Origin of the sequence: Glutamicibacter uratoxydans (assembly GCF_050753455.1) — a bacterium.
Lineage (GTDB): Bacteria > Actinomycetota > Actinomycetes > Actinomycetales > Micrococcaceae > Glutamicibacter > Glutamicibacter uratoxydans_A.
On the sequence record NZ_CP192736.1, the window covers coordinates 882,945 to 895,441 of the forward strand.

Annotated in this window: 11 protein-coding genes and 2 tRNA genes; 8 read left to right on the forward strand and 5 right to left on the reverse strand. The window is 57.3% G+C overall.

All coding sequences use genetic code 11. From position 1 onward, the window contains the following. Window positions 1-182: 182 nt before the first annotated feature. Both ACQQZ8_RS04140 and ACQQZ8_RS04145 read right to left on the reverse strand, forming a co-directional pair. A complete protein-coding gene (locus tag ACQQZ8_RS04140; RefSeq protein ID WP_431711431.1) occupies window positions 183-1,847 on the reverse strand; it encodes a DUF5671 domain-containing protein in 1,665 nt (554 codons plus the stop codon). A 1-nt stretch (window position 1,848) separates the two neighbouring features. Continuing rightward, window positions 1,849-2,307, reverse strand: coding sequence for a hypothetical protein (locus ACQQZ8_RS04145; protein ID WP_431711432.1), 459 nt, complete (start codon window positions 2,305-2,307; stop codon window positions 1,849-1,851). Window positions 2,308-2,451: 144 nt separating this feature from the next. Between ACQQZ8_RS04145 and dusB the strand changes: the two genes are divergently transcribed. The 4 genes from dusB to ACQQZ8_RS04165 all read left to right on the forward strand — a co-directional run bounded on the left by dusB (window position 2,452) and on the right by ACQQZ8_RS04165 (window position 7,031). Continuing rightward, a complete protein-coding gene (dusB, locus tag ACQQZ8_RS04150; protein WP_431712130.1) occupies window positions 2,452-3,603 on the forward strand; it encodes a tRNA dihydrouridine synthase DusB in 1,152 nt (383 codons plus the stop codon). 40 nt (window positions 3,604-3,643) lie between these two features. Continuing rightward, window positions 3,644-4,927, forward strand: coding sequence for a deoxyguanosinetriphosphate triphosphohydrolase (locus ACQQZ8_RS04155; protein WP_431711433.1), 1,284 nt, complete (start codon window positions 3,644-3,646; stop codon window positions 4,925-4,927). A 96-nt stretch (window positions 4,928-5,023) separates the two neighbouring features. Beyond that, window positions 5,024-6,904 (forward strand): DNA primase, encoded by a 1,881-nt coding sequence (gene dnaG / locus ACQQZ8_RS04160; protein ID WP_431711434.1) that lies wholly within the window; start codon window positions 5,024-5,026, stop codon window positions 6,902-6,904. Window positions 6,905-6,958: 54 nt separating this feature from the next. Next, window positions 6,959-7,031 (forward strand) — tRNA-Asn (locus ACQQZ8_RS04165). 157 nt (window positions 7,032-7,188) lie between these two features. Here ACQQZ8_RS04165 and ACQQZ8_RS04170 read toward each other — a convergent pair. Further along, the gene (locus ACQQZ8_RS04170) at window positions 7,189-7,389 is read right to left on the reverse strand and encodes a hypothetical protein (protein ID WP_431711435.1); all 201 of its coding nucleotides are present in this window, start codon (window positions 7,387-7,389) and stop codon (window positions 7,189-7,191) included. A gap of 389 nt (window positions 7,390-7,778) precedes the next feature. After that, on the reverse strand, window positions 7,779-8,114 hold the full coding sequence (locus ACQQZ8_RS04175; protein ID WP_431711436.1) for a PadR family transcriptional regulator: 336 nt from the start codon (window positions 8,112-8,114) through the stop codon (window positions 7,779-7,781). Between the two features lie 180 nt (window positions 8,115-8,294). Here ACQQZ8_RS04175 and ACQQZ8_RS04180 point away from each other — a divergent pair, with 180 nt between their 5' ends. The 3 genes from ACQQZ8_RS04180 to ACQQZ8_RS04190 all read left to right on the forward strand — a co-directional run bounded on the left by ACQQZ8_RS04180 (window position 8,295) and on the right by ACQQZ8_RS04190 (window position 10,934). Next, window positions 8,295-8,924 (forward strand): maleylpyruvate isomerase family mycothiol-dependent enzyme, encoded by a 630-nt coding sequence (locus ACQQZ8_RS04180; protein WP_431711437.1) that lies wholly within the window; start codon window positions 8,295-8,297, stop codon window positions 8,922-8,924. Between the two features lie 725 nt (window positions 8,925-9,649). Continuing rightward, on the forward strand, window positions 9,650-10,726 hold the full coding sequence (locus tag ACQQZ8_RS04185; protein ID WP_431711438.1) for a glycosyltransferase family 4 protein: 1,077 nt from the start codon (window positions 9,650-9,652) through the stop codon (window positions 10,724-10,726). A gap of 135 nt (window positions 10,727-10,861) precedes the next feature. Continuing rightward, window positions 10,862-10,934 (forward strand) — tRNA-Asn (locus tag ACQQZ8_RS04190). On the opposite strand, the gene ACQQZ8_RS04195 is transcribed toward ACQQZ8_RS04190, so the two are convergent. Then, a complete protein-coding gene (locus ACQQZ8_RS04195) occupies window positions 10,896-11,219 on the reverse strand; it encodes a helix-turn-helix domain-containing protein (RefSeq protein ID WP_431712131.1) in 324 nt (107 codons plus the stop codon). The genes ACQQZ8_RS04190 and ACQQZ8_RS04195 overlap by 39 nt on opposite strands. Before the next feature lie 359 nt (window positions 11,220-11,578). Between ACQQZ8_RS04195 and ACQQZ8_RS04200 the strand changes: the two genes are divergently transcribed. Then, the gene (locus ACQQZ8_RS04200; protein WP_431711439.1) at window positions 11,579-12,496 is read left to right on the forward strand and encodes a hypothetical protein; all 918 of its coding nucleotides are present in this window, start codon (window positions 11,579-11,581) and stop codon (window positions 12,494-12,496) included. Window position 12,497 lies beyond the last annotated feature (1 nt).

The window sequence follows — 12,497 nt, forward strand, 5'->3', positions numbered from 1 at the left end:
CTGAGTGGGCGAGCCGCTTGCGTAGTTGTTTTCGAGCATCATCGACGACGAGGGGCCGACGTGGGTGAATCGAGTGGGCATCGGGTTAGCCGCAGCTAAGGAAGGTGCCGGAGGTAAGGCCATAGGCAGACGCGCTACTTGGCGCGTTGAGCATCGCACCGTACCGCACCTGGCACAACGTCTTACTGTGCTTCTACCGGAACGATGAGCACCTCTTCGCCGTGGAGGAGGAGCAGCGCCTGCCTGGTTCCGGGAGGCAGTTCATCCAGACGGGTACTTAGCTCCACGGCGTCGGTGACCGGTTTGGCGCTGGCATCGGTGCGTACTAGATGTTGCACCGGCAACCCGGTCAGCTGCTGCAGTTGCGCGGCCAAGTGGGCATTGCCCTGATCGGTCACCAAGGTCAGTGCGCTCAGCGAGTCGTTGCGTGCCGGGGCAGCTGTGAATTCCGACGCTGTTGGCGATCCGGCGACTGGTCGACGCAGTTGGCTCCGGTCGCTACGCCACACCGCGAAGTGGTATCCGGCGACCACGGTGGTCGCAATGAGTAGACCCAAGGCGGCACGAACTTCACCGAGCAGGGTGGGTCCCACTTGCTCCGGGGTGAGGAAGTAGGCAAAGATCCGGTAACCGACGACGATGAGCGCGACCAGCGCAACCAGGGCGCTCACCCCGAATACTAGGGTCAGGTAGACGCGTCGGTGCTCGGCGGGCGCGTGGATCGCTGGGCGCCAAAAGACTAGCCATGACACCATGCCCACCAGCAACAGCGCGGTGCCCACCCGTAAGATCTCGCTGGCGGAGTTTCCCATCAGCGGGGCATTAAACGCGGTGAGCAGGGCATTGATGATCATCCCGAAACCGCTGGCCGCCAGCACCAACGCGATGCCACTAACGACCTGACGCCCGGCCTCGCGCAGCCACGCATTGGCTTGAGCCAGTACCGCGGCAAAGTAAACCCAGGCGAGCGCACCAGCCAAGGCGAATCCTGCGGCAAGCGGTAGGTCTTGAGCGATCCGACCCGACACACTGTCCGCGTCCATTGGCAGGGGCAGAACGCTGGCGAGACTGAAGACGCTACCGAGCAGGCAAGCCAGCGATGCCACCGCGCTGGCCACGACCAACGCCAGCTGCGCCACAGCGTCTTGAGCAAACCGTAACCGCAGCCCAAACCAATGCCAAGCCCACATCAGGGCATTGATCAGCACCCAGACACAGATATTGACCAGCATCGGCAAGTTTGCGGCGCCATAAATATGGGTCAGCGCATCGTGCGGGAGAATTGAGCCGAGTCCGAGATATAGCAACGCGGCAAGACTGAGCGCTGCCACCAGCAGGAAGTAATAGCTGGCCACTTGCCAGCCAAGATTCGGGAGCCGTCGCGGCGCGATTTCTGGTTGGCGCAGAATCCGGTGCTGCCAGAAAGCCAACACACCCCACGCCACACCCAGGCCCAGCTGATCTTGCCAATAGCCCGGACGACCCGCGGCCAATTGACCGAAAAGCACGCTGAAGTTGTGAACCGAGATCATGGCCGCCAGCGCATAGACCGCCGCGGCCTGCACAGACCAGACCAGTGAAGAATTCTCCCGCTGGATGCTCAAGAACCGGCGCAATTGGCGCCACAGAATCCAGGCCAGAGGGCCTGCGATAATGGTCTGTGCCAAAGCTAGCGGAAGCTGGGTGGACCCGAACTCGTCCACCGCGAAACCCTGAAAAACCGAGGTCAGCAGACTAGCGAGCCCACTGGTGAAAACCATCAGCAAGATAAAGAACAGCAGGTGTAGCACCAATTGGCGCACGGTGCTGAGGATCGGGGCCGGGGCCATCCCGGTGGCGGTGCTCATCTCAGTACCCCAGCTCTGCAGCGGTGCACATGGACAGCGGGTACGGGGCGAGGGTGACCTTCCACGCGCCGTCTTTGCGCTCTAATTCAAAGACATCTTCATAGCTGCCCTGCCAGGTAGCGAATGGGCCACCGAGGTAGGAGTCGTTCATCTGCACCTGCACGGTAGCCCGGTCACCATTTTCCCGCACGCTGAGAAGATCGATCCCCTGCTGGCTGTCCACGTGGTACAAATTGCACGGACGGTCACCGGGTTGTGCCGAGAGTGCGTTGGCCTCATCCCAGCGTTCCTCCATGTATGCCAGCGTGTAACCTTGCACCGCGGCCTGGGGCGTTCCGGTTTCGAGGGGAGCTTGGCCCGGGCGCGACAGAACCACCACGAACGCCGTGATGATCACCACCGCACAGAAGGTGGCCAACACCCATAAGGTTCGCCGCGCGGGCGAAGCAATCCTAGTCATACGATCATTCTGAGCCCTTAACGGGTGCTTCACCAGCAGGCTGCGGTATCGGTTTGATCAAGATCTCATCTGTAAACCAAAAGTCTTTGAGATAATAGGTCGGTGACCCTGTTGACTGAAACTTCCGCTGACGCCCAGACACCAATGAAACTCGAGCTACCACCCCTACAGTTGGGTAAGTACCGCATCGAGACTCCAGTGGTGCTCGCGCCCATGGCTGGCATTACCAATCGCGCTTTCCGTCGGCTCTGCCGAGAATACGGTGGCGGGGTGTATGTCACTGAGATGGTGACCGCCCGCGCGTTGGTGGAGCGCAATCCAGAGTCTATGCGCATCATTTCCCACGATGCCGATGAGGAGCTCCGTTCCATCCAGATTTACGGGGTGGACCCAAAGACCGTGCGCGCCGCGGTACGCATGGTGGTTGACGAAGATTTGGCAGATCACATCGATTTGAACTTTGGTTGCCCAGTTCCCAAGGTCACCCGTAAGGGCGGGGGAGCGGCCCTGCCCTGGAAGACTGGGTTGTTCACCTCGATCATCGAGGCTGCCACCTCCGAGGCGGCCAAGGGTGAGGTTCCGTTGACGATCAAGATGCGCAAGGGCATCGACGAGGATCACCTGACGTATTTGGACTCGGCGAAAATCGCCCGGGACCACGGGGTCGCCGCGGTGGCACTACACGGCCGTACCGCGCGTCAGCACTATTCCGGTCAAGCGGACTGGGATGCCATCGCCACCCTGCGTGAGGCACTACCGGATGTTCCGGTGCTGGGCAACGGGGATATTTTTTCGGCCGAAGACGCCGTACAGATGGTTCAGCAGACCGGCATTGACGGGATCGTCGTGGGGCGCGGCTGTCAGGGCCGCCCATGGCTTTTCGGTGACCTGCAGGCCGCGTTTGAAGGGCGTGCGGATCGTTTCCGTCCGGGACTACGCAAGGTTGCCGACACCGTCTATCGGCACGGGGAGCTGCTCAGCGAATACTTTGAAGACGAAGGCAAGGGGATGCGCGACATCCGCAAGCACATGGCCTGGTACTTCAAGGGTTACCCGGTGGGCGGCGAAATTCGTTCCGAACTGGCCAAGGTGCCATCCTTGGCCGTATTGCGTGAGCTGTTGGACTCACTGGATTTGGATATGCCATATCCCGGAGTGGATGCCGAAGGAACTCGTGGCCGTGCTGGTCACCCGAAAAAAACCCATCTACCAGACGGATGGTTAGACAGCCGGGACATGGATGAGAAGCATCGGGCAATGATCGCTGCCGCCGAACTGGACATCTCCGGGGGATAACCCCGCAAGCCAGCGCCAAAAACTCACTAGACTGGGATGTATGACCGAACTATACGGGTATACCGAAGCCGATCAGGAACGCTGGGTCCCCGAACCGGCTAAGAAGGCCTACCGGACCGCATTTGAGCGAGATCGTGCCCGCGTGCTGCATTCCTCGGCCTTGCGTCGACTGGGTGCTAAGACTCAAGTGGTTGCCCCGTATTCGCATGACTTTGTCCGTACTCGACTCACCCACTCACTGGAGGTAGCGCAGGTCGGCCGCGAATTGGGGGCAGCCTTGGGCTGTGACCCGAACGTGGTGGATACCGCCTGTCTGGCTCACGACTTAGGTCACCCACCCTTTGGACACAACGGGGAGAAGGCGCTGGATCAGCTGTGTGAGCAGATCGGCGGTTTCGAAGGTAATGCGCAGACGCTACGCCTGCTGACTCGGTTGGAAACTAAAACCTTCCGGCACAACGGTGCCTCGGCCGGGTTGAACTTGACCCGAGCCTCGCTAGATGCCTCGTCCAAATATCCGTGGACCCGAGACGACGCACCCATTCGCAACGGCAAGAAAACTGGGAAGTTTGGCGCCTACGTCGATGATCTGCCGGTGTTTAGCTGGCTACGGGAGGGACTGGACACGGTTCCCGAACAGGTGTGCATGGAAGGCCAGGTCATGGATCTAGCCGATGACATTTCCTACTCGGTGCATGACGTGGAAGACGCCATCGTGGGCGGCAACCTGCAATTGCGCTGGCTCCGCGATACAGGGCAGCGCGACCGGGCGTTAGAAGTGACCAAGCAGTGGTACTTACCGGGGACCGCGGAGAGCGAGATCGAGTCGGCGCTTACCCGGTTGGAGCACACCGTGGAATGGGTGCCACATGCCGACGGGTCGCGTCGATCGATGGCGGCGCTGAAGGACATGACAAGCCAGTTCATCGGACGTTTTTGTCAGGCCGCGATGGATGCGACCCGCGCCGAATACGGTACGGGGGCATTGACCCGCTACAACGCGCAGTTGATCGTTCCCGAGCAGACGGCTCACGAAATCGCGGTGATGAAGGGGATTGCTGCCTCCTATGTGATGACCGATGAGGACCGGCAGCCACTTTACGCCGAACAGCGGGAATTACTAACTGACCTTGTGGGTTTCCTGATGGAGACCGAAGAGAAGTATTTGGAACCGATTTTCGCCGCCGATTGGCATGACGCCGCTGATGACAGCGCCCGATTGCGGGTAGTGGTGGATCAGGTGGCTTCCTTGACCGATGCCTCGGCGAAGGAATGGCATGCCACCTTGATCAAGGGTGAAAGTTTTAACGAACGCCTGTTCTAGGTGCAGGGTCAGGGTGCGTTCCGCGCAGAATACTGCGTCCACAACGCGAAGATGGCTAAGGGGTAAGGGTGGGCAACCACCTCTAAAGTGAGGGTCATGGCAGGGCTAATTAGACGTGAAGATATCGACGAGGTGCGTAACCGCATCGATCTGAAGGAGATCGTCGAGTCCTACGTGACGCTGAAATCCGCAGGAGTAGGCTCCTATAAGGGCCTATGCCCTTTCCACGATGAACGCAGTCCTTCCTTCCACATTCGTCCTCAGCTAGGGACTTTTCACTGCTTTGGCTGTGGCGAGTCTGGTGACGTGATCGCGTTTATTCAGAAGATGGATCACTCCTCCTTCAGCGAGACGGTCGAGGGCTTAGCCTCCCGAATTGGCTACGAATTACGCTACGAAGATGGGGGCAGCGGACCTCGCAAGGAAGAGTACGGTAAACGCCAGCGTCTGGTGGACGCGCACAAAATCGCCGAAGAGTTCTTTCGCAGCCAGCTGGGTAGTGAAGAAGCCTCGATTGCCCGGGAGTTCTTGACCGGTCGGGGTTTCGACTCGCAGGCTGCGGCACAATTTTCCGTCGGCTACGCGCCTAAGGGCTGGGACGGGCTGTTGAAGCACCTGCGGTCCAAGAGCTTCGTCGATGAAGAACTGAAGCTCACGGGCATGTTTTCGGAAGGCAACCGCGGTATCTATGACCGCTTCCGCGGTCGGCTGATCTGGCCGATCCGTGATTTGGCCGGAGCCACCATCGGTTTTGGGGCACGCAAACTACACGAGGATGATCAGGGACCGAAGTACCTCAACACCCCGGAAACTCAGCTGTATAAAAAATCCCAAGTTCTTTACGGCATAGATCTGGCGAAAAAACAGATCTCCAAAGAGCGGCAAATCGTGGTTGTGGAAGGCTACACCGACGTCATGGCCTGCCATTTAGCCGGGATCACCACCGCCGTTGCTACCTGCGGTACAGCCTTCGGCACCGACCACATTAAGATTGCCCGTCGGCTTTTGCAGGATGATGGCAGTGGTGGTGAAGTCATCTTCACCTTTGACGGAGATGAAGCCGGACAGAAGGCGGCGCTGCGTGCCTTCGAGGAAGATCAACGTTTCATTGCCCAGACTTACGTGTGCGTTGAACCCTCTGGAGCTGACCCTTGCGACCTGCGGCTGGCACGAGGGGATGAGGCAGTACGTGAACTAATCGAACTCAAGCGCCCACTGTTTGAATTTGCGATCCGCGCCGAACTGAAGAAGTTCAACCTCAATACCGTCGAAGGCCGGGTACAGGCGCTCCGCAAAACTGCCCCGATCGTTGGGCAAATCAGGGATTCGGCAATTCGTCCTGGGTATTCTCGTGAATTGGCCGGTTGGTTGGGGATGGATAACGATGATGTGAACCGTGCCGTCGGTGCCGCGATCCGGCGTTCCCGGCTCCCGCGTTCCACTGTCCAATCCGCAGAACCGGTGGCTGAAACTGATGTGCCGGCTCAGGATGCTGGGCCGGGCTTTGAACGTCCAGATCATCGGGACCCGGTTGTGCGTTTGGAGCGACAGGCCCTGGAAGTGATTGTTCAACAGCCGCAACGCTTGGGTAACGAGCAGTGGCAGGCCTTTTACGAGGCGAGGTTCATGGCACCAGCACATGCAGCGATCCACTCGGCGATCGTCGCGGCTAGTGCCGCCGGCGCTTCGGCTACCGCTTGGGTAGAAGTTATCCGTGAAGAGGTTCCGGAGCAGCTCCGGTCGTTAGTTTCGGAAATCGCGGTGACTTCGATCCCTGCCTCGGACGAAAATAGCTTGGCACGCTATTGCACCGACATTATTAACGGATTGATTGAGCTACAAATCACACACCGCAAAGCAGAACTTATTGGACGCCTGCAGCGTTCCGAAATGAACCCCGAAGGTGAGGAATACTCCCAGATCAACCGGGAGTTAATGGAACTGGAGATGCGTCGAAGGATCCTTCGCGGCAACTAGGAACCTCGTTTTGGTTTTTGGTTGATGCTCGGGTAAAGTTATATCTCGTTGCAATCCTCCATAGCTCAATTGGCAGAGCATTCGACTGTTAATCGAAGGGTTACTGGTTCAAGTCCAGTTGGAGGAGCTTTCAAGAGGTTCCGACTTGTTTCACACGAGTCGGAACCTTTTCCTTTTCCTTCAACCTGCCCTACCCCATGGGAGTCTCTCGGTCAGCGTGCTGCGGGTGAATTCCGCTTGCGGCTACCAGCTGGATTTGAGCCCCCACCAGATGCCCGCAACGGTCACCGCGAGTGCAACGAAAAGATCCGGAGCCGGTCCGCCAGCTGTTTGGCTTCATTCGGGTATTGGGTGGGCAGCGTGGCGGTGGTGCAGAAGGTCGTCATCTCACGGATGCTGTTCCAGACCTGGACCCTCGACTGCGGATCAAGCCCGGTGGCGGGCTCGTCGAGCAAGATGGCTGGCTCATTGCATGCTGATCCCACGGTGATGTCTAACCGCAGCAGCGTGTCCCTGCATGGGCTGAGGCATTGCCCCTGCCTCTCGGCTCAGGTCAAAGCAGTCAAAAAAGCTCACCGGTGACTCACTCCAGTCCGTGCAATGGGAGCGAGCAGTGCCTAGATGCTTCTGGATTCTCCGCTCAGGCCCACACCGCGTAGCCCTGCAAATCCCTGTAGGACTTGTGCAGCCCCCGAACTTTTATTGCGTGGATAGCTGATCATCTTCTTTCTTTTGCTCGGCCCGAGCGATTGCCTCGATCAGTCGGGCTCGTTCCTTGTCGATCCAACGCCTTCAGCCTAGCGATGTTGAGCTTGTACTGTTTCTTCTGTTCCAGTGATCCGGTCATCATTTCAATCCATTTGGTAGCCATGATTCAGTGTCCTTTGCTGTCGTGGGGGAGAGCGTTGATTCGGTCGACCAGTTCGTTCCAGGATGACCAGAAACCCTTGAGTTGGGCCCTGCCGGTTTCATTCAGGGTGAAGACCTTGCGTGGCGGTCCCTTGGCGGAAGGCACTTTTTCCACGGAGACGAACTTCTTTGTTTCGATCCGAACCAGTAGTGCATATATCGTGCCTTCTGCGATATCGGTGAATCCGCGTTCGCGTAATTCTGCGGTGATCTCATAGCCGTACGCGGGGCGTTCGGTGAGGATCGATAGCACAATGCCTTCGAGGGTGCCTTTCAGCATTTCGGTCATTTGGGTTCCCACCGCCCCTCCTATCTACTTAGCGATGTTAGGTACAAGTAGATAGTAGAACTAGGTAGCGGTAGGTAGCAATACTTATTAGTCACGTTTTTTCTGAGGACCGCAATAGCGAGGACGATATGGGAACGAACAGTCAAAAAATATTGCGGAAAGAATGGGCGCATGCCGAGTAGGATGGCTCGCATGGACGATGCAGCCAGATGGCGGTTGATTGACGAAGAACGGCAACGGCTAGGCGAGGTGCTCCAAGCTCTGGAGCCCGACAAGTGGGGGTCGCAGACCCTTTGCGGGAACTGGGATGTGCGCCAGACCGTAGCTCACCTCAGTGCAGCCGGCTCCACAGGAACTGGAGGCTGGCTGGCTAATATGGTGCGCTCCGGCTTTGACACGAACCGTCACAACGAACGCCTCTTGACCCGCAACCTGAGTCAGGATTGGCAGGAAACCTTGGCGCGCTATCAATCGTTGTCCACGAGTCGAGTTGCACCGTTGGGGTCGGTGCGAGGAATGCTCGGCGAAGTTCTGGTCCACGGACAAGACATTGCTCGGCCGCTGGAAATCGAGTTGATGCCTTCCATCCGTGCGGTTCGAGAGGTTGCCGAATTCTTCGCCGCTAAAAACTTCGCGGTGAACAGTAAGACCATGATCAAGGATATTTCCTTGATTGCAGTTGACGATGAATTCACCACCGGTTCTGGACCGGAGGTCCGTGGCTCGCTACTGGATCTAGTGATGGCCATGGCAGGACGGGGTGAGGTCTGTAGCAAGCTGGAGGGAAGCGGCGTCGCAATACTCGTCTCCCGGATCCGCTAGCGCACAGCGCCAAACGTCAGCTTTAATTCCATTGCCGTGACAACCGCACGGGGCTGCTGGCTGGTTCGAGGCGGCAGGAAGCCAAGGGTGGCAGTCGAGTAGCTGTCACACGTCAGGCGTGCCGCCATTCGTATGAGACAAAATGGATCGGCGACTTTCCCGTGGAACTCTTGTTCGTCGGCAAATGGGCGGCGAACGCATTTGATATGAGGTTGCCCAACACTCTGCGAACTTTGGTGTCCGTGATCGCCATTCAGCCTTCTCAGATCCATGAGCATCGTACTGGGGCTGATCCTGTCGACGCTACTGGGATTCTGCAGCGTCGTCACGGATATGAAGTCGCCCGGTGCTCCAAGCACTGACCTAGTCCGTTGTGTTCTCTCAATTGGGACTGCCTGCTGGTTCAACGGTTGAAAGCCTATGTATCACCCCTGACCTCGGATTGGGTGTCACCTGTTTCGCTGTGTATCCATTTCTCGGGGGACTGTTCGCCTTTGGCGCCATGATCTTGGCTGGACCGCTAGGCGTGGGTATCGGGATGGACTTCGGGATCCGGGGCCTTGCGCACATGGGTTTTAGCGCGCCTAGCGGGGGTGGTTTACTTCTTGCTGCTATTGACAAAGGATCGGAGTGTTCAAGACCCGTCTGTCGATGGAGAAGTCCACGAGTCCAAGCAGGTAGGCTTGAATTCTGATTAGCTGCCCACCTCAAAGGCCACTCACCTCGTGAAACTCGTTATCGATGCCCGGTATACCCGTATAACCCATCATGACGGGATCAGTCGTTTCACGGCGGGCCTTATTGAAGCTGCTTCCCAGCTGGCCGACGTTACTATGCTGATTAATGACGTCCGGCAGCTGCCTATGCTTCCGGAGGTTCCCTACCTGAAGGTATCGTCCCCGACCAGCGTCCTCGAGCCGTTGGTTGCGTTGCAGGTCAACAAACTGCATCCCGACGTTGTGTTCTCTCCCATGCAGACCATGGGTACCTTCGGGCGGAAGTATCCGGTGATCCTGACCCTGCATGACCTGATCTACTACTCGCACCCTCGCGCCCCGAAATTTCTACCGGCGCCGATCCGGCTGGGCTGGTTCCTCTTCCATCAGGTGTATTGGCCGCAAAGAATGTTGCTCAATCGCCCCGACGCGGTTGCGACGGTCTCGCAGACCACCGCACAACTGATCAAGCGTCATCGGTTGACCCGAAAGCATATCGGAGTGGTCTCCAATGCCCCCAGCGGAGACTCTCAGGTACGTGATTCATCGCTACGACCTGATAAGACCCTGCTCTATATGGGTTCCTTCATGGAATATAAAAACGTTGAGACGCTGATCCACGCGATGCGCTTCCTTCCGGACTTCGAATTGCATTTACTGAGCCAGATAAGTGACCAGCGGCGTGCCGAGCTTACAGCGTTACTCCCAAATGATGCCAAGGTGATCTTTCATTCCGGGGTGGATGAAGCACAGTATCAACAATTGCTCAGCCGGTGTACTGCCTTGGTGACACTCTCGCGGGAGGAGGGCTACGGATTGCCGTTGGTCGAAGCAATGAATGTCGGTACGCCCGTGGTAGTCACCGATATGCCGATTTTCCGGGAGGTCGCAGCCGATGCGGCACTCTACGCGGGTGCGGACGATGCGTACGGCTTTGCACAACAAGTCCAGCTATTGGCAGATCAGGAACGTTGGCAGGAATACTCGCAGCGTGCCGCGCAGCGGGCTACGGAGTACTCTTGGGACAAATCCGCACAGCAATTGCTTGAGCTGGCAGAGTACGCGATAGACCACTATAAGAAGTGAGCTCTAGGCGGAGGAGCTCGGTACGATGACGTCGTTTCAACGCTCATGCGTTGCTGTCGAAAACCGGTCCGGAGCAAGGTAACCACCCGATTTGAAAACCGTGGTTGGCCAGTGCTAAGGTATTACTCGTTGCGATCCTCCATAGCTCAATTGGCAGAGCATTCGACTGTTAATCGAAGGGTTGTTGGTTCAAGTCCAACTGGAGGAGCTCATTCTGGCCCTGATCCGCATTACGCGGGTCGGGGCCAGACTCGTTTAAGATCTCTTCCCCTAAGAGCTGCCCGAGGGTAATGCCAAGACGACCCGAGATGGCCATTAGCTGCGACAAGGTGAACGGCGTCTTGCCATTTAGGCGCGATGAAATGGCTGGTTGCGTAAGGTCGAACATCGCGGCAATTTCTGCCTGGGTGACCTTCTTGCGCATCAGCCAAACTTTCACCTCCATGCCCACGGCCTGGTCGACATGTGCTCGGTTGGTAACCTCTATAGTCATGCCTTCACTGTATAAGGATTATCGTCACTAGTCCACGGTATGCCTGAAATTTATCGTGTCAGCTTATATTTGGGGGTTGCTTAATATTATTTGAGCTTATAAATTGAAACTATGGCTACTGAATATCAGCGATATCTTCGCGCCAACATCACCAGCGAGATGTTGAAACAAGGTCTAGAGCAAGAACAGCTTGCCCGATGGATAAATCGGTCACAGCCAGCTTTAAACGATCGGCTACTTGGGCGAACAGACTTTCGCATTGGCGAGCTAATTCTCATTGCTGAGCACCTCAGCGTTCCACTGCAGAGATTCTTCGACGGAATCCACACTGAGGATGCGCAATCAAAGGTACGGGCCTCATGAGCTCAACACACGAAGTCGAGATCATCGTTGAGGACGAGGGGCTGCCAGCTGGCCAAACAAAGGCTTTGGCTGCCAATGAAGCACGCGAGGTAACGGACAAGATTCGGCAGGCGCTGTCATTCACATGGGAATTGGTCAAGATTGCCTACCAAGGCCGCGCATGGGATGCACTCGGCTATTCGTCGTGGAACGACTACTGCATACGTGAGTTCGGTACACACCACATCAAGATACCGATGGAAGACCGACAGGAAATTGTTGGATCCCTCCGTGAAGCAGGGATGAGCATTAGGGCCATCGGCACCGCCACTGGCCTCGGACGGGGAACCATTGACCGAGAGATCCAGAAGTCCAAACATGCAGGTGTCCCAAATGGGACACCTGCCGACGAGCCGAACGTTACGGCTGAAAACAAGGCAGAATCCACGATTTCAGAAGAATCGCCTGCGTCAAAGATCCAAGGCATTGACGGCAAATTCTATGACCGTGAAGTGCCGAAACCAGCAACTCCAACGTCTGCTTCTTCGTTCGATGAGGATCAGGCACCCGAGGACGGCGGGATTTTTCCTCTTGACGCTACAGAAGTTCTAAATCGCAACGCGAAAGCCCGCGCGCAGAACATCCAACGCCTCACCGGCTCCAACGGCAAGTACTCCCAGGCGCCATTGCCCATGGTGATCCAGCTCGCCGGTCAGATCGCATACACCAGTGCGGGCGCTGACGACCTTGATCTGGAAGAAGCCACCTCACTGGCCGACAACGGGTCTCGTGCGGTGCTCGTACTCACCCAGCTACTGAAAACCGTGGACACGACCGTGATTGTCGACGCGGGCACCATAGAGAAAATCCGGGCCAACCTCAACGACGCGCAAGAAACCATCGATGAGGTTCTGACCATTCTCGAGGAAGGCTAAC